Genomic DNA, 22,294 nt, shown 5'->3' on the forward strand with positions numbered 1-22,294 from the left:
CAGCAATCAGCCCTTACTCCACCGAGCGAATAAGCATTTGGCAGGTGTAATTGTCCTGTAGCTGCATAATAACCTCTTTATTTACCAATACCCGCTCGATGGTTTGCGGATTGTGGTAGCGGATAGTCACCAGTTCCAGATCACGTTTAAAGTCTACATCATACTGCTTTTTCAACTCCTTAATTAAGGAAACAATGTTCTGTTCATCGTAATCTACACTGACCGAAAAACTAACGGCACTATTGTGCATCATGTTGATTTTCAATCGGTGTTTAGCAAATACGTCGAATATATGACTGAAATTGTCTTCCACAATAAAAGAGAAATCCTTCGGTAAGATGGAGATGAGTACCTGGTTTACCTTAAAGATAAAAGAGGAAACAGGCAGCGTGCTATTGGTTGCCCGTATGAGGGTCCCCTTGCTGTTTGTGTCGAGAAAAGAGCGTACGGCCAAGGCGATGCCCTTGTTTTGTAGGGGTTTAATCGTTTTGGGGTGGATAACGGTTGCACCATAATAGGTGAGTTCGATCGCATCCAGATAAGAGAGCTCGGGAATTAATTCGGTGGCGTCGAACCACTTCGGGTCGGCATTCAGTACGCCCGGTACATCTTTCCAGATGGTTACCAGTTCGGCATCGAGCGAGGCGGCGAAAATAGCGGCGGTATAATCGGAGCCTTCCCGGCCCAGCGTCGTGGTAAAATTCTCCGACGTACTGCCGATGAAACCTTGGGTAACCAATAGGTTTTTTTCCAATAAAGCGGGGATGGACGATTCCATAGCCCGTTGCGTTTTTTCCCAATTTACGTTTGCTTCCCGGAAGTTATTGTCGGTATGGATATAATTCCGGGCATCGATCCATAAGCTCTTGACGCCTACAACTCGTAAGTAAGCGTCGATGATCCGGGATGAAATGAGTTCGCCAATCGAAACAATTTGGTCGTATAAATAATCGTATGCATCTTGCGGCTCTTCCTCGATAATCCAATCGATTTCTACGAAGAAGTTGGCCACATCGTCAAAAATGGGGTTGTTCTTGTCGTCAAACAACTCGTCCAGCATCTGTTCATGAAAGGATTTCACTTTTCCGAACAAATCCGGTAGTATAGGGTCTTGCTTATAATAGGCCTTGGTTACCTTTTCTAATAAATCCGTAGTTTTCCCCATGGCAGAAACTACGATGATAAGCTGTTGATCTTGAAAGTTTTCTATGATACGGGCAATATTTCTTACCCCTTCTGCATCTTTTACCGATGCGCCTCCGAATTTAAATACCTGCATTAATTTGTTATATATCTTGTTCTAGCTGGGCACGTATACGCTTGCCCTCGGCGCTCATCAACGAGTCGATTTGCGCGTAGGGCAACATCAATTTGGTTATGCCAGCTGCATAAGGCTTGATTTCATATACATTATACAAAAATAGCAAACCTTTTGGGGTTAGGCTAAAGTTATTATTTAAGTGGAAGGTATTATCTTCGAAAAAGTAGGATTCATCCAATGCCTGTTCGGGAGATAGGCCTTCCTGTTTCCGGAAAATCTGTTCGGCCACTTTGGTGAGCGACGCCTGCTTTTTTACCGGAATAATCTTTTCCAAGCCGATGGTATCAACTTTAACGGGATCATAATTGAAAAAAAGGGTCGTATAGTTGCCATGGGCGCCTCCGGTATAGTCGCTAAGCTCTAAAGACACGCATAGGTAATCGGGTGTGTTCTGAATGACCTTGGCATACATTTCTGAATACCAGGCTCGCGGATATTCATCTAGTTTGACGAAATCTTCATAGGTCTCGATAAAGGCTTTTGCTTCCTCTTCAATGGAGTTGTATTGCGTGTCGGGTTGCCGGTTGGCGGTAAACTGCCGTTTAACTAAATCGTTTATTTGCTTGTTTTCGAATTCCGGAAAGATCGCGTTAAAATAGGTCGTGTCTTTATTTCCCTCATTGTCTACAACCTCCTTGCTGGATACGCGGTAATGCTCGTAGCTGTAGTGCAGGGTGTCACTCTTTATAGCAGATTTTTGCTCTGTTCCAGATTGGCATGAGGCGGCCAAAATGAGTATGAAGGCTGGCCATAACATTGGTTTCACAGAAGGTGACTTTCTTGTTTTTAGCATGTTGGAGCTTTGTTAAACGTAAAAAAGGAACAAATTGGCAATTTAAACTATAGTAACAAGGTAGCTAGGTTAATTGTTTATGGAGACGTTGATCCACCCGGAGTCGAACGTGGCTTGGTACTTTTTATAAAAGTTGATGGCCGGTTCGTTCCAGTCCAACACTTGCCACACCATGCCGCTATAGCCTTTGCTTCGCGCCTCTTCAACCACCTGATCGAATAAAAGCTTGCCGATCCCTTTACCGCGCATTTTTTCGGTAACGATTAAATCCTCTAAGTAAATTCTTCTCCCTTTCCAGGTGGAATAACGTATATAATACAAGGCAATGCCGTGTATGGTACCATCCAGTTCGGCTACGTAAGCTTCCCATACCGGCTTGTTGCCAAAGCCGGCTTCTTCCATCTCTTCCAAGGTAACCGTTACCTCTTCCGGTGCTTTCTCGTACAGCGCCAGTTCCTGTATCAATTCCAAAATTCGTGGACAATCTTCTTTTCGTGCTTTACGGATATTCATGCGTATCTGTCGTTGGTTTAGTTTTATGACCAATTTTATCGTGCTCCGAAGATGGTGCTCCCGAGCCTGATCATCGTACTTCCCTGTTCAATGGCGATTTTGTAATCGGAAGACATCCCCATAGATAATTCCTTAAAGTAATCATCTTTTCGGAAAAAGCTCGACTTGATGCCCTTAAATAAGGTTTTCAGTTCGTAAAACTCTTCCTTGACTACCTTTTCGTTATCCGTATTGGTGGCAATTCCCATCAAACCGACAATGCGGATATTCTTAAGATCGGAGAAATCGTCGGATCGTAACAATTCAATGGCCTCATCATAGGCCAGGCCAAACTTGGTTTCTTCATCGGCAATGTAAATCTGCAAAAGGCAGTCGATCACCCGCTCATTTTTTAAGGCCTGCTTGTTGATTTCCTGCAAAAGTTTTAAGCTGTCTACCGAATGGATGAGTTTGATAAAAGGCGCAATGTATTTGACTTTATTGCTTTGCAAATGGCCAATCATATGCCAGTCGATATCTTTTGGTAGGGCTTCGTATTTTTCCCGCAGTTCCTGCACCTGGTTTTCGCCAAAAACGCGCTGCCCGGCATCATATGCTTCCTGAATGGTTGTTACTGGTTTGGTTTTTGAAACCGCAATCAGGGTCACGCCAAGGGCTTCTATTTCTTGCTTGATTTTTAATAAATTATCACTAACACTCATTGCTGTATGTTTCGCTTTTCGTTATGTTTGATAAAGTAAATGCCTGCCTGCTATGGACATATGACCGCACAAATTGCATATGAAAAGCATTTTATCTAAGTTTGTGCGAATTTAAAGAAATGACTCGGTTATTAATAGTAATTCTTTCAGTGTTTTTGTTGGTGGCTTGTAATAAAGAGGAGGTGCCTGATGGAGTTATTGCTAAAAAGCAGCTGGTTCCACTTTTGTGTGATTTCCATTTAGCGGAGGGCTATATCTCCTCCTTACCGATGGATTCATCCCGCTTAATGGCTAAAAACTATTATGCGTCGGTCTTTAAGAAATATAATACGGATTCTGCCGGATTTCATAAAACTTTAATTTTCTATTCCAGAAAACCGGGAGAGCTGAACCAAATTTACGCAGAGGTACAAAGAAGGTTGCAGCAATATCAAACACGAGAACAAGCTATTGTAGACGCTAAGATGAAAGAGGCTTTCGTGGCTGATTCCATACAGAACGCTTCGGTTAGGGATAGCGTGGATAAGATACAAAGCGATTCGTTGAATTTGCAGCTAACTAAGCATTTGCTTTACTGGAAAAATGCCGACTCCACTCAATTAAAGCCGAAACCTTGGTCGCTACCCCTCGAAAACGCCCTCGTAAAACGCTGGCTCTATATCCCCGACGGAAACAACGAATTAACCGAATTGTTGATGCCAGTAGATTCGTTGATAAATTCGGATCCGGTTGAATAAATGATTTTTTTATGTGGCTTCAGCAACTCGCTGTCATTGTAGAGGTGGCTGAATACCTATAGGAAGGATAACATGATATACCCTGAAAATGCTGTTGATAAATTAGGTTTTACCGAAATCAAAGCACTTATAAAAACATATTGCCTCAGTGAGATGGGAAGGCAGATGGTGGACAAGATCCAGCCGATGCATCAGTTTGACCAGATCAATAAATTTATGCGCCAAACGTATGAATTTAAGGAGATCTTACAGAACGACGCTCCCTTACCAATTGAACATTTATACCCCATGCGGGCCCTGGCGGAGAAGGCCCGGGTGGAGGGTGTTTTTTTGACTGAGGAGGAATTTTTTCATGTACTGCTATCGCTGAAAACGGTATTTGCGGTTATCCGCTATTTCAACGACCGCAGTGGACTTTACCCCAATTTGGAAGCTTTATTTGAGCATTTGCCCATTGAAAAGGGGATCGTGAATGCGATCGAGCGGGTTATTGACGTTAAAGGTAAGATTAAAGCGACGGCTTCGCCTGAGCTGGCCGATATTATTGCCAGTATTGCCAAAGCCGAACAGGAGGCGCGTAAACGGATTGATCAGGTTTTTAAAAGTGCACAGGGAAGCGGTTGGACTGCCGATGGGAACCTGACGGTGCGCGATGGACGTTTATGTATTCCTTTATTGGCCGAGAATAAGCGGAAATTGAAGGGCTTCATCCACGATGAGTCGGCTACCGGACAAACAGTTTTTATAGAGCCGGAAGAGGTGTTTCATTTGAATAACCGGGTGCGCGACCTGGAATTTGATAAGCGACGAGAGGTTGTGCGTATTTTGATAGCACTTACCGACAGTCTTCGGCCGAATATTCCGCTCTTATTATCTTATCACGGATTGCTCAGTAAACTGGATTTTGTACGCGCGAAGGCACTGTTTGCCATGGAGCTGGAAGCGGATATGCCGCAATTGTCGAAAGAAGCTTCGCTCGAACTGATTAATGCCCGGCATCCACTCTTGCTGCTCAATTTTAAGAAGGAGAAGCAAACCGTGGTGCCGCTGAATGTGAAAATAGACCAGCAGCAGCGGGTAATTGTGGTGTCTGGACCGAATGCCGGTGGGAAGTCGGTGGCCATGAAAACGATCGGACTGCTGCAGCTTATGGCTCAGGCCGGCCTGTTGATTCCTGCGGATGAGTCGTCTACCGTGGGGATTTTTAAACAGTTCTTTGCCGATATTGGCGATGATCAGTCGATTGAAAGTGATTTGAGTACCTATAGCGCGCATCTCTCGAAGATGAAGTACTTTACGGAACATGCCAATGGCAGAACCTTAGTCATCATCGACGAATTTGGTACGGGAACCGATCCGCAATTCGGAGGGCCGATTGCAGAGGCGGTGCTTGAAGTGCTAAACCGCAAAAAAATAAGAGGGGTGATCACTACCCACTACTCCAACCTGAAGAACTTTGCAAATGCCACAGAGGGCTTGGAAAATGCATCGATGCTTTTTGATAATGCTGCGATGCGCCCGCTTTATATATTGGAAATTGGTAAGCCGGGCAGCTCTTACGCCTTTGAAATTGCACAAAAAATCGGACTGCCAACGGAGGTACTGCAGGCGGCGAAACAAAAAATTGGTGCACAGCAAAAACGGGTGGATACCTTATTGGTGGATTTGGAGCGGGAGAAGAAAACAATTTTGGATACCAAGCGATCGGTAGAAAAAAGGGAATCGGCGCTTAATAAGTTACAAGCGGATACGCAGGCCATACAGCGTTATTTAGATGAGAATAAGAAGGCGATTCTTAAACAGGCGAAGCTGGAAGCGCAGGAGATTATAAAAAGCGCCAATAAGTTGGTGGAAAATACCATCGCTGAAATTAGGGAGAGCAAGGCCGATAAGGAAAAGACGAGAGCGGTAAGGCAACACTTGCAGCAGGAGTTGCAACGCCACCAGGTAGCGGAACCAAAAGCGAAAGAGGCGCCGCAGGCGGCCGTTAGTCAGGAAATCAAAGCGGGCGATTGGGTGAAGATTGTGGAATCAGGGAATGTTGCCCAGGTGTTGGAGGTGGCGAAAGACAATTTAATTTTGGCGATGGGCGATCTGCGATCGGTGGTAAAAAGAAAGCGGGTGGAGAAGGTAGCTTCGAAGGAGGTGCCGAAGGCAATCCGTAAATCGCATAGCAGCACAGCGACGGAAGAGCTAAGCGGCTTTTACCCCGAACTGGATGTGAGAGGAATGCGGACGGAAGACGCTATTCAGGCCATTGAGAAGCATTTGGATAAAGCCATTATGTTGGGCTATCCGAGCTTAAAACTTATCCACGGAAAGGGCGATGGTATTCTGAGAAAAATGATACGTGATTATCTGCGGAAGTATACAGAGGTAAATCGGATGGAAGATGAACATGCGGATCGTGGGGGAGATGGGATCACCTACGTTTATCTGAATTAGCCTCTTTTTATAAGGGGCTAATTACTTACCTATCTGGGCACTTTTTGCAACGTTTTCCCTTTTTGTATTTTTTACAACATTTTTTGAAATCGCAGCAGGTGTAGGGATTGAATCCCTTGTGGTTTTCCGGGTCTAAGGGACAGCCATTTTGCACCTCATTCAGCTCAAAAATATTCAATACCTTCATCTTCATCAATTTACGGCTTCAAAGGTAAGTATTATTTAAAATAATTCTAAATGTTTTTTGAGAAAGGTTGTTAGTTGCCGGTTGTGGGTTGCCGGTTTTCAGTTTTCAGTTGTTAGTGTCATGCCTAAAGCTTACAGCCTATTGCATATAGCCTACTGCCTACTGCCTACCGCCTAAAGCCTATGGCTTAAAACAACGCTTCCCTTAACCGAGCAGAAATTTCGTCGGTAACCCGTATCATCATCGCCGTATCATCTTCGTTGTTTTCGATGACCTGGTCGCATGCTGCTTTGTAAGGAAATAGATAGGTCTCGAAACTAGGGAGTACATGGTTATACCATTTGTATTTGACGTCTTCTTCGGAATAGCCTCGTTCGATCAAATCTCTTTTGAGTCGGCGTTGAAGTGCGATATGTTCATCTGCATGGAGGAAGATGCGCTCATCCAACAGGGTATTGATTTCATCAAAATGAAAGATAAACAGTCCTTCAACAATGAGCAAAGGAGCGGGCTTAATCTCCAGCATTTTCGGTGTGATGGCCGGATTATTAAAGGTATATTCTTCTTTGAAAACTGTTTTACCTGCAATTAAGGCACTGATGTCTTGGTAGAAAAGATCTAGGTTGATCGCTTCAGGAACATCGAAATTATAAAGTTTATTTTCTTCCTGCGTTTTGGTATTGGCGGGTATATAATAGTCGTCCTGCGAAATTAAGGTTACTTCGTGTTCTTTGAAATGATTGAGGAAACATTTTAGAAAGAACGTTTTTCCAGAACCGCTGCTGCCAGCTATACCGATAACGTAAGGTTTTTTCGCCATTTTTTGTGCTTTGCGCCTTTGATATGTTGATTTTTATCGCGCAAAAATAAATAAAACTTTGTAATTTTTAGTGTCAAAACGGCAAATGGGATGTTTAAGACTATTCAGTTTGTTTCATTTTGAGCGAAGTCGAGCAAGCTATTGTATTTACCGAAATCTCTCCCTGCCCAGCGAGCGGGGAGAGATGTGTGTCGGCTTAAAACTTATGCCGTATGATGCAATAAGCGGCTCCGTTAATAAGAAATATTTACCCGAAACCTTCTGTCGATTACGCCGATGAGCGATGCTACGGACTTTGAGATAACGATGATCGCATCTTTGTTTTCGGAAGTCTCGTTATATTTACCTACTACCTTGGCATAGGTAGTTCGGTTGGTCATGGGATTGGTTATTTTTACCACCGTGCCTACCGGAGCTGAATTATGTAGGGCAAGCATCTTACCGGTCTCACCGTTCAGGTCGTCCATCCAGATGCCGATGCCGCTGGCATTTACTTGCTTGATGCCATAGCGATTGGCCGGCGTACTGTCTTCTTTCGCGGTTTCGGTCGGCTCAGGTTCCATTGCCTCGGAGCTGTTACTAGCTACTTCTTGTCCGGTTTCTCCCGATACACTATTTAATTCTTCATTGCTGATCACTTTTTTGGCTACCGACGGATTGGCTGCTGCTGCTTCCACCGAGGTATTCGGGATTTTGATCAACTGCCCGGCTTGCAGTGCATTATCGGTTAAGCTGTTTGCCTGTTTGATGGCATCAACGCTTACTCCGAAGCGCTTGGAGATGGAAAAGAGGGTTTCTTTGGTGCCCACCTTGTATTCGATAAAATCGGTTGCTTGTGTGCTGATCGTCGCTCCACCATCCACGGGCGGATTTGAAGCCGGCGTTTGGCTGCTTGCAGTACGCGTTACAGCGCCTTCAAATGACTTATTGGTGGGTATTTTAACCACATCGCCCGCCTTAAGGGCTTTGTTGGCATTGAAAGCAATAATCTCCTTCGCGTTTAAGTTGTATTTACGACTAAGTGAATAATAAGATTCCTTAGGCTGCAATTTATGTAAGATTACTTTTTTACCATTCTGATTTTCAACCCCTATCGAATCCCTTGTGACTGGATTTGCAAAAACAACACTACCGGTAAGGACACAGGCAACGGTTAGGCCGAGTCCTTTAACTATTTTCTTATTCTTCATATGCAATACAATTATACAAAATACGAAACAATTTCCCGTTTATTATTCCGGATAAAAAACAATTGTTGGTTTACGACAAAAAACACTTCCGGCAACAAATAACGCAGCTGATCTACCAAACAGCTTTGATGAAGAATCAGGCCGTTCTGGACGACTGCTAACATGAGGCGGAAATGTGCGTCTTTTTTTTCGTGATAGCCCCAGAGCTCTTTTCCGTCCTGTTCCAGGTAAAAATAGGGGCCTACTAAATCGCTTGTTAGCGGAACAGTGGGGGCCGTTGTTACGGCCGAGGCGGAGCGTACGGTTCTTGGTAGGGCTGTTAAGGTTTCGAGGGAGAGGTTGTGCTGAAGCAGTTGCCCGGAGGAGGTCTCGAGGAGATTGACCTTATTGATGTTGGAGAAGGCTTGCTTAACCGCAATTCCTTCTTTTGTTAACTCGATAAAGTGGACGTTAAACTGTTCCCACAGCACTTCCTTCGTATGGACATCGATCGCAATAAGTCCCTGCGTTTGTCCCTGTTCCGGTTGCGGATAATGTTGGAGAAGGAGTTGCTTGTCGCTTACGGCCGCCAGGGTCCACCACCGATCGCCGTATTGAATATGATCCGATAATACCCTGCCGCTTGGGTAGTGAATGACCGAAAAATAAGGTGACCCCTCTTGATCGCGCCATTCGATGGCAAATAAACCCGCCGCTTCCTGTATGTCCATTTTCCAGATGGAACCGTCGTATATATGAGAGAAAGCTTTTGTCATGATATGAAGTCGTTTGTGAAGCTACTGGTAAATCGCTTTATTTAACTCGGCTAAAATAAGTATCTTTATAGACAAATCGCTTTGAAAGACCATGCGAAAATGCTTTTGCCAATGATTAACGGAATAAATAAAGAAGACATTTTATGATAAGAAAAGAAAGCGTATTAAGGTGGCTTCCACTTGGGTTACTAATGGTTCTGTTTTTACCCGTTTTTAGCTTGGGGAACGTACTTCAAGCGCCAACAGTTTATCAGTATCACCTAAATGACGAAATAGGACCTGCAGCTTGGCGTAAAACGGAAAGAGCCTTTGCTGAAGCGCAGGAAAAGGGAGCAAGCTATATCTTAATTGAAATCAATACCTATGGGGGGATGCTGAATTATGCCGATTCCATCCGCACCAAGATACTCGAATCAAAGATGACTACCATTGCTTTTATTAATCACAATGCCGCGTCCGCCGGTGCTTTGGTGGCGATAGCCTGCGATAAAATCTATATGGTGGCGGGTGCCAGTATGGGGGCGGCGAGCGTTGTTAATCCGCAAGGTGAAGTGATGCCGGAGAAGTATCAATCGTATATGCGCAGTTTGATGCGGGCAACGGCAGAAGCAAAGGGGAGAGACCCACGTGTGGCGGAAGCCTTTGTGGATCCGGATGTGGTATTGCCGGAATTAAAGGAACCCGGTAAAGTGTTGACATTAACAACAGATGAAGCCTTGCGAATCGGTATAATCGATGGAGAAGTGGCCGGTTCCACCGAAATATTGGCTAAAGAGAAGCTGCAGGGAGCGTCGTTAACGCGCTACCAGCGCACTTGGGTGGATACGGTCATTGACTTTCTTATTAATCCCGCTGTTAGCAGTGTGCTGATATTGCTGATTATTGGTGGCATCTATTTCGAGATGCAGACACCGGGAATTGGTTTTGCTTTGGTCGTAGCCATTGTTGCTGGCCTTTTATTTTTCGCCCCACTTTATATACAAGGTTTAGCAGACCATTGGGAAATTGCCTTGTTTGCAGCAGGTATTGTGTTGCTCTTGCTCGAAATCTTTGTGATCCCGGGCTTTGGTGTGGCAGGCATTCTTGGTATAATCGCGGTGCTGTGCGGTCTGACTTTCAGCATGGTGCCCAATGAAAATTTCAACTTCCAACCCGTAGAACCTAATCAAGTTATGTCATCGTTTATTATTGTTATTGCGGCTACGGTTGCCGCTATTATTCTTTGCGTCATTTTCGGCAAAAGCGTTTTACGGTCGAGCGCCTTCCGACGACTGGTATTGACCGACGAACAGCAGTCGGGCCGAGGCTATGTCTCTTCCGTGAAAAACGTCGATTTGATCAATAAAGAAGGCCTCACCAAAACGGACTTACGCCCGTCGGGCAAAATAGAGATCGAAGGAAAATGGTACGACGCGGTGGCCTTGGATGGATTTATTGAGAAGGGTAGCGTTGTTTATGTAGAAAAGCACGAGAACTATAATTTATTTGTCAGAAAGAAAAAGGAAGACCAGGTGTACTAAACAAATGTGGGAATAAAACGTTATAATCGTGTTTCTGTTAGTCTGGCTCCGAATCCTCATAATAGAACGACAATAATAAAAATACACACGTTATGAATGCAAACGCAATAAGTTTAGAAGAAAAAAAATTAAGACCGGTTGTAGATCACTTAAATGATTTGTTAGCAAATTACCACGTACATTATCAAAAGCTACGTGGCTGCCACTGGAATGTAAGAGGTTCGCACTTTTTTACGCTACATGCCAAGTTCGAGGAGTTATATAATAATGCTATTACCACAATTGATGAACTTGCAGAGCGCATTTTGACTTTAGGTAAATCGCCCCTCAGCAGATATCAGGATTATTTGGAAACGGCCGAAATCAAAGAAATCGATACCATTGGTATGTCGGATGTGGATTTGGTAAAAGCGGTGGTTGAAGACCTGGAAGTGTTGATTGGCTTGCAGAGAGATTTGCTGGAAATCACAGACGCTGCGAACGACGAAGGATCAAACGATATGGTGAATGCTTTTATGCAATTCAACGAAAAGCAGAATTGGATGCTGAGAGCCTTCCTTAATAAAAGATAAGTGCCGGTTGGTCGAGCATTTGACTGGAACGCAGAAGCGTCCCTGCCTAGTACAGGCAGGGACGCTTTTTATTATCTATTTTCCCTATCTGAAAGCTTAGGTACTGCAATCGTCTAGGATTAATAGGCCTGGCCTCGTCCTCGGGATTAAATTAGCGTACAGGAAAAGCTTGATAAATGCACTCTTAGGGCGTTTTAGTTAGCAGATGTTCAACGAAACAAGCCAAAATATAATCCCAGCCTTCAGGGGCATCCATCATTTCCTGGTAAGCGCCGCCTTTTTCGCCGTGTTTTGCGAAGTTTCTGTGTGTTAAAATCATCGTCGTATAACCATCATCTTCACTAAAGGAAATCTCCACTTCGCTGGCCTTATCGGGGTTAGGTTCAGGTACGCGGTCGGGGCCCATCTGCCAAAGAAAAGTAAAGGCCTGTTCCTCAAAGTTAATAATTCGGCCCCAATCGCACTGAAATCCATAGGGGCCGATTTCGGTAAAGAATCCGTTTACGGTTGGGTTCACTTTTAGGGCTACCAGCTCTTCTTTTGACCAGGTATATTCCTTCGGCCACCAGCTGCCTAGGTCACTTAAAAAGATCTCCAAGGACTTCTTTAAGGAGGCATCAAACATGATCTTCTTTTGGATATCTCTCATATCAATTGCTGCAGGTACGTAAATAACTTGAACTTATCTCTACTTATGCTAACAAGTGAGGGCATAATTGGTTTGGAGGCTTTAATAAGCTGTTGATAGGTTATCGTCTATGTTGGGTGTCCGAGTTCTATCAACGGAAGAGGGCTAGCCATTTCCGTGGCTAGCCCTCACTGATACCTGATGAGTATATTTTAAAACTTAGCGCCTAAGGTTAAAAATACGTTGTTGCGTGTGTTTTTAACGCTGGCTATAGGGGAGGAGACGTAATAATCAGCCGCTAAGGCATATGGCGTTGTGTCGTATTCTTGCCGCCAATTTTGATAGGTAGCATCGACGTAGTAGTTGCCAAAACGAAAACCTATACCGCCGGTAATTGACTGCGCCTTATAATCTATATTCTCGTAAGGATTCCCAGTATGGTTGTAGCCCGCACGTACCATAAATTGAGGAGTTACTACGTATTCACCACCTACTTTTAGGTTAACGGCGCCTTTATAGGTGTTTTTTATATCTTCCGCATAACTCATATCAAGATCGGCGATATCTGTAGTGATCTTCATGCTTTTATAATTGATGAATTCGACATCAGCACTGATTAGCCCTTTACTAAATACAGCAGAGATGCCACCATTTACACGGTAAGGTGTCCTCAGGTTGTAGTCGTATGAGTTATATTCCGGTTCATATTCATACCACGAGATTTCGGCGCCCGTTTCGGGGTGGAAGTTCGTTATACCATAGTAATCTGAATAATCGGTTGACATGTTGTACCAAGTTGGTGTCGTAGCAGAAAGTCCGATGCGTATAATGTCTGTAGGACGATAAATTAAGCCGAGTTTCACATTGACACCTGCACCTCTTGTATGCCCTTCAAAGTCATCGTCATAATAATAATCAGAGTTTAATAGCTCGTTGTAAAAACGCGGATCGTTAGAACCTTGCTGTGGATTAAGGAAACGAGAGCCTGCGTCAACCACATTATCTTCAGCAGCGTACAGGTACCCATCTTCTTCAAAGCGCCTGTATGATCGCTGGTCGATTGAAGAAAAGGCTACGGAAGCACCGAGGTACAATTTGTTGCTGTAGTTAGCGCCAAACGATAAATTTGTTTCCGACTGCGATCCCTTAGTTTGGGTGAAAGAGCGCTGTGTATTGTTCGGAACGCCCATGGGGAAATAAAGATTGTCGGCTCCAATGTCAACCAAACCAGCATCCCAGCCAAAATCGTGAGCGACACCCGTCCTGGGATCTGCCATATAATCTGCAATAGTTGACTCGTTGTTTTGTCCGGAATAATTTAAATTCGAGATAAAGCTGTTGGTTTTATTATAACTAATCCCGATATTGAAGTTGAGCCAGCCTTGATCGAGATTCGCTCCTCTTGCGCGCATGGACGGCATGTTGAAAACTATACCTAATTGATTCAAACCAAAGCGATCTCGGGTGCTTTCGGTTTGAGAACCAAAATAAGTGGCTTTATTTTTATCACCAAAATAATCCAGCGATAAACTTATGTCTGAATTGGAGAAAAAGCCAAGTCCGGCGGGGTTGCCGGCGATATTGCTAATATCTCCTCCGAGCGCCGTTTGTGCATTTCCCATCGCTTTAAATCGGGCCGTAGCGCCTTGCTCATATTGAGAGAATAAAAGCGACTCGTCCAAATTTTGGCCCCTAGAAGCAACTGCCATGCATAAAAACAGACAAAAAGTTGCTAATTTCTTATTGTTCATGAGAAGTAAATTTTTAGTAATAAATGGAATGCTATTAAGTTGTATAATAAAGCCGACTATTTTTGAATCGCTTGCTCAAAAAAGGTCGGCTTTACTTTAGATTACCGTCCACCACGACCTCTGGATGAACTGGACGACCCACCGCCGCCTCTGCTCATTCCACCGCCACTAAATCCTCCTGAGGAACGACTTGGAGCTGGTGTATAAGATGGTCTTGTTGTAGGACGAGACGACTCGTTTGGTCTGGCAGTCGGCCGAGCAGGTCTGGAATAAGATCCGGACGGTCTGTTGACATTAGGCCGAGAACCTGTTGTAGCTGGACGAGAATAACCAGGCCTAGATGATCTTTCAGATGTTCCATAACCGGGTCGGCTAATTGCGGGTCTGCTACCTTGGCCTCTAGCTGAACCGTTGTAGGACGTACCTCTCGAAGTATTAACATTTGCGCCGGATGCTGTTCGACCGCCTCGGCCTCTATAACTTGAAGCCGATCCGCCAGAAACTACTCCTCTAGCCGATCTCGAGCCGCTGGATGCAACTCTTCCGGTGACACCTCTGTTAACTCGGGTTATAGACGATCTTGAGCCTCTGTAGTTGTCAGCATAGGATCTTGGTGCGTAGTTTCTACGGCTTATGTAGCCAGCACCCCAACCTGGGTAGCCCCAGCCGCCACCCCAATAGCCTCCGCCCCAGCCCCAGCCGGCGCCGTAATAGGAGTAAGGGCCCCACCAAGGGGAATACCAGCCACCCCAGCCGCCGGCATAGTATGGGTTGCCCCAATAGCCGCCCCAGCCGAAGCCACCGCCCCAACCCCAGCCGCTTCTCCAGCCAAAACCTAAACCGAAACCGCCACCCCATCCGGCGTAGCCGAACCATGGGTCGAAAAACGGATCATAATAAGTCATGCCCGGCGTGGCATAGTAAAAACGGTTGATACGATTGGCATACTCCGAGTCGCTATATTCGTCCGCATAGGCGTCGCCGTAGCTGTCCGCATACTCGTCGTCGTAATACCTTTCATTTTGATCTTCATATTGGTCAGCATAAGCGTCGGTATCCGTGTCTGCATATTCATCGTAACCTTCTGCTGGCTCGGCATACTCATCGTAGTAGTCTGGACTACGATAGGCTATTTCTTTGGCTTTTGTCTTCCCTCCGTAAACATCATCCTGAAAAGTATTTTGTGCATATTGACTGGTAGCGCAAGCTCCTAATGACAGCGCGCCCACCAATATGGCACCTTTGGTTATTAATGGTTTACTTTTCATTGCTTTTCCTTTCAAATAATCTTGTGGTCTTTACAATTTAGACACCGTTCAAACAAAAAGGTTTAATAGGTAAACGGTTGTAAAAATGCGTCTGCTACAAAAATAATTTAATAATCCTTACATTCGCAAAATGGAAGTAACTTTATAGCGATTTTAACATTTTTAACAAATTTTAACAATTCCTTTTGCTTTCTATATTAAAGCACAATTTTTATTCCAAACATACAACAATGAGTAAAGGTATAACCAGCAGAAATGAAGATTATTCACAATGGTACAATGAGCTAGTAAATAAGGCCGATTTGGCAGAGCATTCCGCTGTACGCGGATGTATGGTAATTAAGCCATACGGCTATGCTATTTGGGAAAAAATGCAGGCCGCACTGGATCAAATGTTTAAAGATACGGGACACAGCAACGCTTATTTTCCGCTTTTCATACCAAAGTCATTTTTTTCAAAAGAGGCGTCTCATGTCGAAGGTTTTGCCACGGAATGTGCCGTTGTGACACATTACCGGTTGAAGAACGACGGAAGCGGGCAGATCGTTGTAGATGAGGAAGCGAAATTGGAAGAAGAGCTCATTGTGCGTCCGACTTCGGAAACGATTATATGGAATACTTATAAAGGGTGGATTCAGTCTTATCGCGATCTTCCTATTCTCGTGAACCAGTGGGCCAACGTTGTACGGTGGGAGATGCGCACGCGGCTATTTTTACGCACAGCAGAATTTTTATGGCAGGAAGGGCACACTGCACACGCCACCAGCCAAGAAGCCGTTGAAGAAACAGAACGCATGTTAAATGTATACGCCACTTTCGCTGAAGATTGGATGGCATTACCCGTAGTGCGCGGTAAAAAGACGGAAAACGAACGTTTCGCCGGTGCCTTAGATACTTATTGTATTGAAGCACTTATGCAGGATGGGAAAGCCTTACAGGCCGGAACGTCCCATTTTTTAGGGCAAAACTTTGCCAAGGCTTTTGACGTTAAGTTCACTTCTAAAGAAGGAAAGCTCGATTATGTTTGGGCTACTTCATGGGGGGTGTCTACCCGCTTAATGGGAGCACTCATTATGGCACATTCGGATGATGCGGGTTTGGTATTGCCTCCGAAATTGGCACCTATACAGGTGGTGATTGTACCGATTTATAAAACGGAAGAAGAGAGCCAACAAATCGGTGCGCTGGCCGACGACCTAATTGCGCAGTTGAAGCAAAAGGGAATTTCGGTTAAATACGATGATCGGGATACACAACGGCCCGGATTTAAATTTGCCGAGTGGGAACTTAAGGGGGTGCCGGTTCGGGTAGCGGTAGGTGCCCGCGATCTACAGCAGGGTACGGTGGAGCTTGCCCGAAGAGATAAGCAGACAAAAGAAACCGTATCGCAGGACGGCTTGGCAGATACGATCGAACAGCTGCTTAGCAATATTCAGAAAAATATTTATGAAAAGGCTTTAAGCTACCGCGACACGCATATTACCGAAGTAGATTCCTATGAGGAATTCAAAAAGGTATTGGAAGAGAAAGGCGGCTTTATTGCGGCCCACTGGGACGGTACTGTCGAAACAGAAAAAAGAGTAAAGGAAGAAACGAAAGCCACCATCCGTTGTATTCCCCTGAACAATAAAGAAGAGGAAGGAACGTGTATATTTACAGGTAAACCCTCTAAACAAAGAGTGTTGTTTGCCAAGGCTTATTAATTAGTTGTCAGTTGTCCGTTGCCTGTTATGAGTGATAGACAGGTAACTCACAACCCATAACTCACAACCAAAATAAAATGAAATTCGCAACAAAAGCTATACATGCGGGGCAACACCCCGACCCAACGACCGGGGCGGTGATGACACCGATTTATCAAACATCCACTTACTGGCAGCAGTCGCCGGGCGAACATAAAGGCTATGAGTATTCCCGTGGTACCAATCCTACCCGAAAAGCTTTGGAAGATTGCCTTGCTGCTTTGGAAAATGCCCGCTTTGGTTTGGCTTTCTCGAGCGGTATGGCGGCTACGGATACGGTGCTCCGTCTGTTACAATCTGGCGATGAGGTTGTTACGGGTAACGATTTGTATGGTGGTTCTTACCGCATTTTCACCAAGGTATATGAGCAACTCGGCATTAAATTTCACTTTGTTGATTTAAGCAATCCGGAAGCTATTCGATCGCATTTGAATGAGAACACAAAACTCATATGGATCGAGACGCCTACGAATCCGACGATGCAGATCATCGACATCGAGGCGGTAGGTGCGGTGGCTAAAGAGGCGGGTGTTTTATATGTGGTTGACAATACCTTCGCTTCTCCTTATCTGCAAAATCCCATTGATTTGGGGGCTGATATTGTCATGCATTCGGTTACCAAGTATATCGCTGGGCATAGCGACGTGGTGATGGGTGCGTTGGTGACCAACAACGAGGAACTCTATAAACGACTGTTTTTTTACTATAATGCTTGCGGCGGCACGCCCGGGCCGCAGGATAGCTTTTTAGCGCTTCGTGGAATTAAGACTTTACATCTTCGTATGAAGGCGCATTGCGAGAATGGGCGACAGGTAGCACATTTTTTGCGAAATCATCCACGAATTGAAAAAGTATACTGGCCGGGCTTTGAAGATCATCCGAACCATTTGGTGGCAAAAAAGCAGATGCGTGACTTCGGTGGGATGATTTCCATTGTATTAAAGGACGCTTCTCTGCAGGATACTTTCAAAGTGGCCTCGTCTTTCAAGGTATTCTCCCTGGCGGAATCACTTGGTGGAGTAGAGTCCTTGATCAATCATCCCGCTACCATGACGCATGGTTCGATTCCACGGGAAGTGCGGGAGAAGGTCGGGGTGGTCGACAATCTAATTCGGATCAGCGTAGGGGTGGAGGACATCGAAGATTTATTGGAGGATTTGAAGCAAGCTCTTGCGTTATAAGTAGCAAGTTATATGTTTTAAGTTGAAACGAGATTAGCTAAATAAAAACGAGAATAACTGATAACTGAAGACTGAAAGCTAACAAAAGGGCTAATAGCTAATATATGTTAAACTTGAAAGACTTCCTCGATCGTAAGGTGGAGCAATATAATCAGCCCGGCTTCATTGAGAACGATCCTATTTGTATTCCCCATCAGTTTTCAATGAAGCAGGATAGGGAGATCATGGGCTTTTTTGCGGCGATATTAGCTTGGGGGCAGCGGAAAACCATTATCAATAAATGTCGTGAGTTAATTGATCGCATGGATGGGAAGCCCTATGAATTCATTAAAGGGCATAGCGACAGCGACCTCAAACAATTAATAGGTTTCAAACACCGTACCTTTAACGATACGGATCTCCTGTATTTTGTCAGCTTTTTCAGCGCGCATTATCAACGTTGTGATTCTTTGGAAGATGCTTTTTTGCCTGGATCAAGGAGCGCTGAATTTAACGATGCTTATCTAATGGAGGAACGGACCGATTTAGAGGCTGAGGTAACGTCTACTAACGTTTGCTATCAAGCCGAAATAACGCGGTTTCCGCTAAAAATAGAGAGCGCGCTGAATCGGTTCCGAAGCTATTTTTTCAGTCTGCCCGACTATCCCACCCGCACGAGAAAGCATATCAGTTCGCCTGCGCAAAAGTCGACTTGCAAGCGATTAAATATGTTTTTACGGTGGATGGTTCGTCAAGATCAGCAAGGCGTCGACTTCGGTATCTGGACGCGGATACGGATGCACGAACTTATTTGTCCATGTGATGTGCATGTTGAACGGGTCGCTAGGCATCTCGGACTGATTGCGCGTAAGCAGACGGATTGGCAAACCGCTGTAGAGTTGACCAACAACCTTCGTTTATTGGACGCCAGTGACCCTGTGAAGTATGATTTCGCTTTATTCGGACTGGGAGTGGAAGGGGAATTATAGTTGTTGGTTGTTTGATGATAGTTGTTCGTAGAACTGTATTTGATGACCGGCAACTGATAACTGGCAACTGATAACTATATTAGATGACGAACAACAAATAACTACACCTTCACCGCCCGTAACATTTCCCTTTTCCCGGGTGCCCCGGGTGCTTTTTCAATGGAGAAACCGATACTTTTCATGATGCGTTTCAGGTTGCCGGTGATGGCATAGGTTACAAACACCCCGCCTCGGTTTAAAAACGAGCATACATGTGCCAGCGTTTCCAAGCCCCACATCTCGGGTTGATGAACGGCGGCGAAGGCATCAAAATAAATAATGTCAAAACGCTGCTGGCTATCAAAATCGAGGGCGCGTTTGTGGGCTATTGACCAGGTGATGCCATTTGCCAAGTGCTGGGGAGTCGTTAAAGCTTTCGTATACTGATCCGAAAAAGATTGCCAAAGAGTGGTTTCCACTTCCTTTTCGTATCCCGTTTGTTTGATCATATCCGGTTCAAGCGGAAAGGCTTCTATACCGGTATAGCTTAATGTGAGACTTTTTTGGTAACAGTAGTCGGCCGTCAACAAAAAATTGAGTCCGGTGCCAAATCCCACTTCTAAGATGGAAACGCTGTCTGTCGAGCGGTTTTCCGTCTGTTCCAAAAAGTATTTGAGTCCCGAACTTAAAAATACATGCTTACTTTCCTGTACCGCTCCGTGTTTAGAGTGATAATGTTCGCCTATCGCTTCATGGAAGATGGTTTTCGAACCATCGGCTGTTGTTACAAAATTCATGTTGTCAGGTTACGCCAATGGGCGACTGGATGTTTATGTAAACTCGTTTACTGCCGTGCTCAAATCATATACGGGAACGCCTACGCTAGGGGCAATAATACTGGAGCCGATAGCCGAGCGATAACCTCCGGCGCAATGTACCACAATTGGCTTGTCATCCGGAATTACCGGTAAGGATTCGCGTAATCGGGGCAAGGGTATATGGATGGCCTCTTTGAATAAGGAACCTTCGCTTACTTCGCTATCGTTGCGGATATCAATAATGGTAAACGCATTTTCATTTTTCCGAAACGAAGATAGATCGAAAGTTGGACTCGTTTTACTCGCGGTAAAGCTGGTGAGGTAACCCTTACATTGGCTTTCATAACCTATTTTTGCCAATTTACGTAGCAAGGTGTTCGCTAAGCGTTCCTGCTCGACAAGCAAATAAAAGGATTCGCCCGGCGCGATAATGCTACCCACCCAGGTTTCGAATTTAGTGCCATCGGGAATGTTGATGGCCTGCGGATAATGGCCGGCTTTAAATGCGCCGGCGGGCCGAGCGTCTATGATTAAGGCTGTTGTGTTTTCAATTTCGGATTCCTCCGTTCGTATAACGTGGGATAGACTGGCTTCTAAATCGGGGGCTCCTAAGCGATTCAATGCAACGTCGAGCATGAAATATTTAGGAATAAAGGGCTGATCAGCGGTTAAGAACTTAATAAAGTCCTCTTCTTGCATTTCTTGCAGGGCCGGGTTGTCCTTCAGTTCTTTACCGATTGTACTCTCTAATTCTGTACTCATATTTTTGCCACAGAGCGAGCCGGCGCCATGGGCAGGATAAACCCTTACATGTGGCGGTAGTGTCATGATCTTATCGCGCAAAGAAAGGTACATCGCTTTGGCTAGCTCCGCTGCTTTTGCATGCATATTTCCAACATTTTCGCGCAGATCAGGCCGTCCTACGTCCCCCACAAATAGCGTGTCGCCGGTAAACAGAGCCTGTTCGTTTCCATCCTCATCGGTTAGCAGCACGCAAATACTGTCGGGTGAATGTCCGGGTGTATTCAGGGCGCTTAACTTATGATGACCGATGCGGATACTATCGCCTTCATCGAAGGGCTGATGTGGATAGTCGGCACCTACCAGTTTACTTGTATAAATAGGAGCGCCTGTACGGTTATAGAGTTCCAGGTGGCTGCTTACAAAATCGGCATGGGGATGCGTTTCAATAATACCGATAATTTTGGCATGGTTTTCTCTCGCAAAGGCGAGGTATGGCTCGGGATCTCTAGCGGGGTCAATCAGTACGATTTCGTTGTTGCTGCTAATAGCGTATGAAGCCTGGGCCAGTCCGCTGTCGTAAAATTGTTTTATATGCATGTCAACCAAGATATTTGCAAAGGTACAAAAAATGATCAGGGTGGGCAGCCGTTAAATTGTCAAATAAGAGTGCAATGCGACTAATTATTCATATGATCGGTATCTCTTTCTTGCTGGCGGTATTTTGCCGGGTGGAGGAAGGGGAGTTCGGAAAAGCCATCGACAAGGGGCGGGTCGATTATGACGCTATTGATGAAGCTTCCGGTTTGGTATGTAGCGTCAATCACCCAGGTTATTTTTGGACGCATAACGACAGTGGGGATGAAGCCCGTCTGTTTTTGCTGGATAGTAGCGCTGCTTATCGGGCGACTTATTATTTGGAGGGCGTGGAAGCGCGCGATTGGGAAGATATTGCTTCGATGAAAGAAGGGGAAAAATCTTATTTATTAGTGGGCGATATTGGCGATAACCTGGGACGGCATGCTAACATTTACGTGCATAAGGTCGAGGAGCCTCTTTTTGAAGGCCAAGGCCGCACGATCGACACGATCCCTGCCCAATCAATTACTACCTACACCCTACGTTATGAGGACGGCCCCAAAGATGCGGAGTCTTTGTTTTTCGACCCCGTCGATCAAAAGCTTTATATTATTAGTAAGCGCGACCTGCATGTGGGGCTGTATGAAGCCGTGCTGCCTAATAAGCAGGCTGCCGACACAATCACCTTAAGAAAGCGCATTTCCATTCCTTATACGTTTATTACAAGTGCAGACATCTCTTCTGACGGCAATGAAGTTCTCATCAAAAATCTGTTAAATGTTTATTACTGGAAGCGTAAACCGGGGCAATCAATTCCCGAAATGTTCCAACAGGAAGGAGCGATACAACCCTATGAAGCCGAAGCGCAAGGTGAGGCCATCGCCTTCGCCCGGGACAGTTCCGGTTATTTCACCGTAAGCGAGCGGCCTTTCGGTTTACCGGCACACCTCTATTTTTATGAGAGAAAGACAGCTATTGGCAATAGGCAATAGGCCTTAAATTCCTCTTTGTCATGTCCTAAAAAAAGTAGACACTTTTATTGTTGTTGATTAAGATGTTGGAATGTGGGAAACTCCAGAGGAGTT

The 22,294-nt window shown here is 45.0% G+C and carries 20 protein-coding genes; 8 read left to right on the forward strand and 12 right to left on the reverse strand.

The window, feature by feature from the left end:
* Window positions 1-13: 13 nt before the first annotated feature.
* From EPX21_RS17010 to EPX21_RS17025, 4 genes are all read right to left on the reverse strand, one after another.
* The gene (locus tag EPX21_RS17010; RefSeq protein WP_134090884.1) at window positions 14-1,279 is read right to left on the reverse strand and encodes an aspartate kinase; all 1,266 of its coding nucleotides are present in this window, start codon (window positions 1,277-1,279) and stop codon (window positions 14-16) included.
* A gap of 7 nt (window positions 1,280-1,286) precedes the next feature.
* Window positions 1,287-2,114, reverse strand: a complete 828-nt coding sequence (locus EPX21_RS17015; protein ID WP_134090885.1) for a DUF3298 and DUF4163 domain-containing protein — start codon at window positions 2,112-2,114, stop codon at window positions 1,287-1,289.
* 69 nt (window positions 2,115-2,183) lie between these two features.
* Window positions 2,184-2,627 carry a GNAT family N-acetyltransferase gene (locus tag EPX21_RS17020; RefSeq protein ID WP_134090886.1) on the reverse strand — a complete coding sequence of 148 codons (444 nt, stop codon included), beginning with the start codon at window positions 2,625-2,627 and terminating at the stop codon, window positions 2,184-2,186.
* 35 nt (window positions 2,628-2,662) lie between these two features.
* Window positions 2,663-3,328, reverse strand: a complete 666-nt coding sequence (locus EPX21_RS17025) for a YggS family pyridoxal phosphate-dependent enzyme (RefSeq protein WP_134090887.1) — start codon at window positions 3,326-3,328, stop codon at window positions 2,663-2,665.
* Between the two features lie 119 nt (window positions 3,329-3,447).
* On the opposite strand from EPX21_RS17025, the gene EPX21_RS17030 reads away from it, so the two are divergent.
* Together EPX21_RS17030 and EPX21_RS17035 are read left to right on the forward strand one after the other, a co-directional pair.
* Window positions 3,448-4,065: a DUF4296 domain-containing protein gene (locus EPX21_RS17030; RefSeq protein WP_134090888.1), complete on the forward strand. Its 618-nt coding sequence runs from the start codon at window positions 3,448-3,450 to the stop codon at window positions 4,063-4,065.
* Window positions 4,066-4,137: 72 nt separating this feature from the next.
* On the forward strand, window positions 4,138-6,510 hold the full coding sequence (locus tag EPX21_RS17035; protein WP_134090889.1) for an endonuclease MutS2: 2,373 nt from the start codon (window positions 4,138-4,140) through the stop codon (window positions 6,508-6,510).
* A 374-nt stretch (window positions 6,511-6,884) separates the two neighbouring features.
* Here EPX21_RS17035 and EPX21_RS17040 read toward each other — a convergent pair whose 3' ends face one another.
* The 3 genes from EPX21_RS17040 to EPX21_RS17050 form a co-directional block, all read right to left on the reverse strand.
* On the reverse strand, window positions 6,885-7,517 hold the full coding sequence (locus EPX21_RS17040) for a uridine kinase (RefSeq protein WP_134090890.1): 633 nt from the start codon (window positions 7,515-7,517) through the stop codon (window positions 6,885-6,887).
* Window positions 7,518-7,750: 233 nt separating this feature from the next.
* Window positions 7,751-8,707, reverse strand: coding sequence for a LysM peptidoglycan-binding domain-containing protein (locus tag EPX21_RS17045; protein WP_134090891.1), 957 nt, complete (start codon window positions 8,705-8,707; stop codon window positions 7,751-7,753).
* An 11-nt stretch (window positions 8,708-8,718) separates the two neighbouring features.
* Window positions 8,719-9,462, reverse strand: coding sequence for a DUF4905 domain-containing protein (locus tag EPX21_RS17050; RefSeq protein ID WP_134090892.1), 744 nt, complete (start codon window positions 9,460-9,462; stop codon window positions 8,719-8,721).
* A gap of 143 nt (window positions 9,463-9,605) precedes the next feature.
* Here EPX21_RS17050 and EPX21_RS17055 point away from each other — a divergent pair, with 143 nt between their 5' ends.
* On the forward strand, window positions 9,606-10,982 hold the full coding sequence (locus EPX21_RS17055; protein ID WP_134090893.1) for a nodulation protein NfeD: 1,377 nt from the start codon (window positions 9,606-9,608) through the stop codon (window positions 10,980-10,982).
* A gap of 92 nt (window positions 10,983-11,074) precedes the next feature.
* Entirely contained in the window at window positions 11,075-11,554 is a 480-nt protein-coding gene (locus EPX21_RS17060; protein WP_134090894.1) for a Dps family protein, read from the forward strand.
* Between the two features lie 184 nt (window positions 11,555-11,738).
* Here EPX21_RS17060 and EPX21_RS17065 read toward each other — a convergent pair whose 3' ends face one another.
* From EPX21_RS17065 to EPX21_RS17075, 3 genes are all read right to left on the reverse strand, one after another.
* Window positions 11,739-12,203, reverse strand: coding sequence for an SRPBCC domain-containing protein (locus tag EPX21_RS17065; RefSeq protein ID WP_134090895.1), 465 nt, complete (start codon window positions 12,201-12,203; stop codon window positions 11,739-11,741).
* 191 nt (window positions 12,204-12,394) lie between these two features.
* Entirely contained in the window at window positions 12,395-13,933 is a 1,539-nt protein-coding gene (locus EPX21_RS17070; RefSeq protein WP_134090896.1) for an OmpP1/FadL family transporter, read from the reverse strand.
* Between the two features lie 101 nt (window positions 13,934-14,034).
* Window positions 14,035-15,201 carry a hypothetical protein gene (locus tag EPX21_RS17075; protein ID WP_134090897.1) on the reverse strand — a complete coding sequence of 389 codons (1,167 nt, stop codon included), beginning with the start codon at window positions 15,199-15,201 and terminating at the stop codon, window positions 14,035-14,037.
* Window positions 15,202-15,431: 230 nt separating this feature from the next.
* On the opposite strand from EPX21_RS17075, the gene proS reads away from it, so the two are divergent.
* The 3 genes from proS (at window position 15,432) to EPX21_RS17090 (ending at window position 19,092) form a co-directional block, all read left to right on the forward strand.
* Window positions 15,432-16,904 (forward strand): proline--tRNA ligase, encoded by a 1,473-nt coding sequence (proS, locus tag EPX21_RS17080; RefSeq protein WP_134090898.1) that lies wholly within the window; start codon window positions 15,432-15,434, stop codon window positions 16,902-16,904.
* Between the two features lie 56 nt (window positions 16,905-16,960).
* Window positions 16,961-18,124 (forward strand): cystathionine gamma-synthase, encoded by a 1,164-nt coding sequence (locus tag EPX21_RS17085; RefSeq protein ID WP_255502218.1) that lies wholly within the window; start codon window positions 16,961-16,963, stop codon window positions 18,122-18,124.
* A 104-nt stretch (window positions 18,125-18,228) separates the two neighbouring features.
* Window positions 18,229-19,092 (forward strand): TIGR02757 family protein, encoded by an 864-nt coding sequence (locus EPX21_RS17090; protein ID WP_134090900.1) that lies wholly within the window; start codon window positions 18,229-18,231, stop codon window positions 19,090-19,092.
* Between the two features lie 101 nt (window positions 19,093-19,193).
* On the opposite strand, the gene mnmD is transcribed toward EPX21_RS17090, so the two are convergent.
* Entirely contained in the window at window positions 19,194-19,868 is a 675-nt protein-coding gene (mnmD, locus tag EPX21_RS17095; RefSeq protein ID WP_134090901.1) for a tRNA (5-methylaminomethyl-2-thiouridine)(34)-methyltransferase MnmD, read from the reverse strand.
* A gap of 33 nt (window positions 19,869-19,901) precedes the next feature.
* Window positions 19,902-21,230, reverse strand: coding sequence for an MBL fold metallo-hydrolase (locus EPX21_RS17100; RefSeq protein WP_134090902.1), 1,329 nt, complete (start codon window positions 21,228-21,230; stop codon window positions 19,902-19,904).
* A gap of 74 nt (window positions 21,231-21,304) precedes the next feature.
* Here EPX21_RS17100 and EPX21_RS17105 point away from each other — a divergent pair, with 74 nt between their 5' ends.
* The gene (locus EPX21_RS17105) at window positions 21,305-22,201 is read left to right on the forward strand and encodes a hypothetical protein (RefSeq protein WP_134090903.1); all 897 of its coding nucleotides are present in this window, start codon (window positions 21,305-21,307) and stop codon (window positions 22,199-22,201) included.
* Window positions 22,202-22,294 lie beyond the last annotated feature (93 nt).

The sequence above is a fragment of the Olivibacter sp. XZL3 genome, from assembly GCF_004368405.1.
Taxonomy (GTDB): domain Bacteria; phylum Bacteroidota; class Bacteroidia; order Sphingobacteriales; family Sphingobacteriaceae; genus Olivibacter.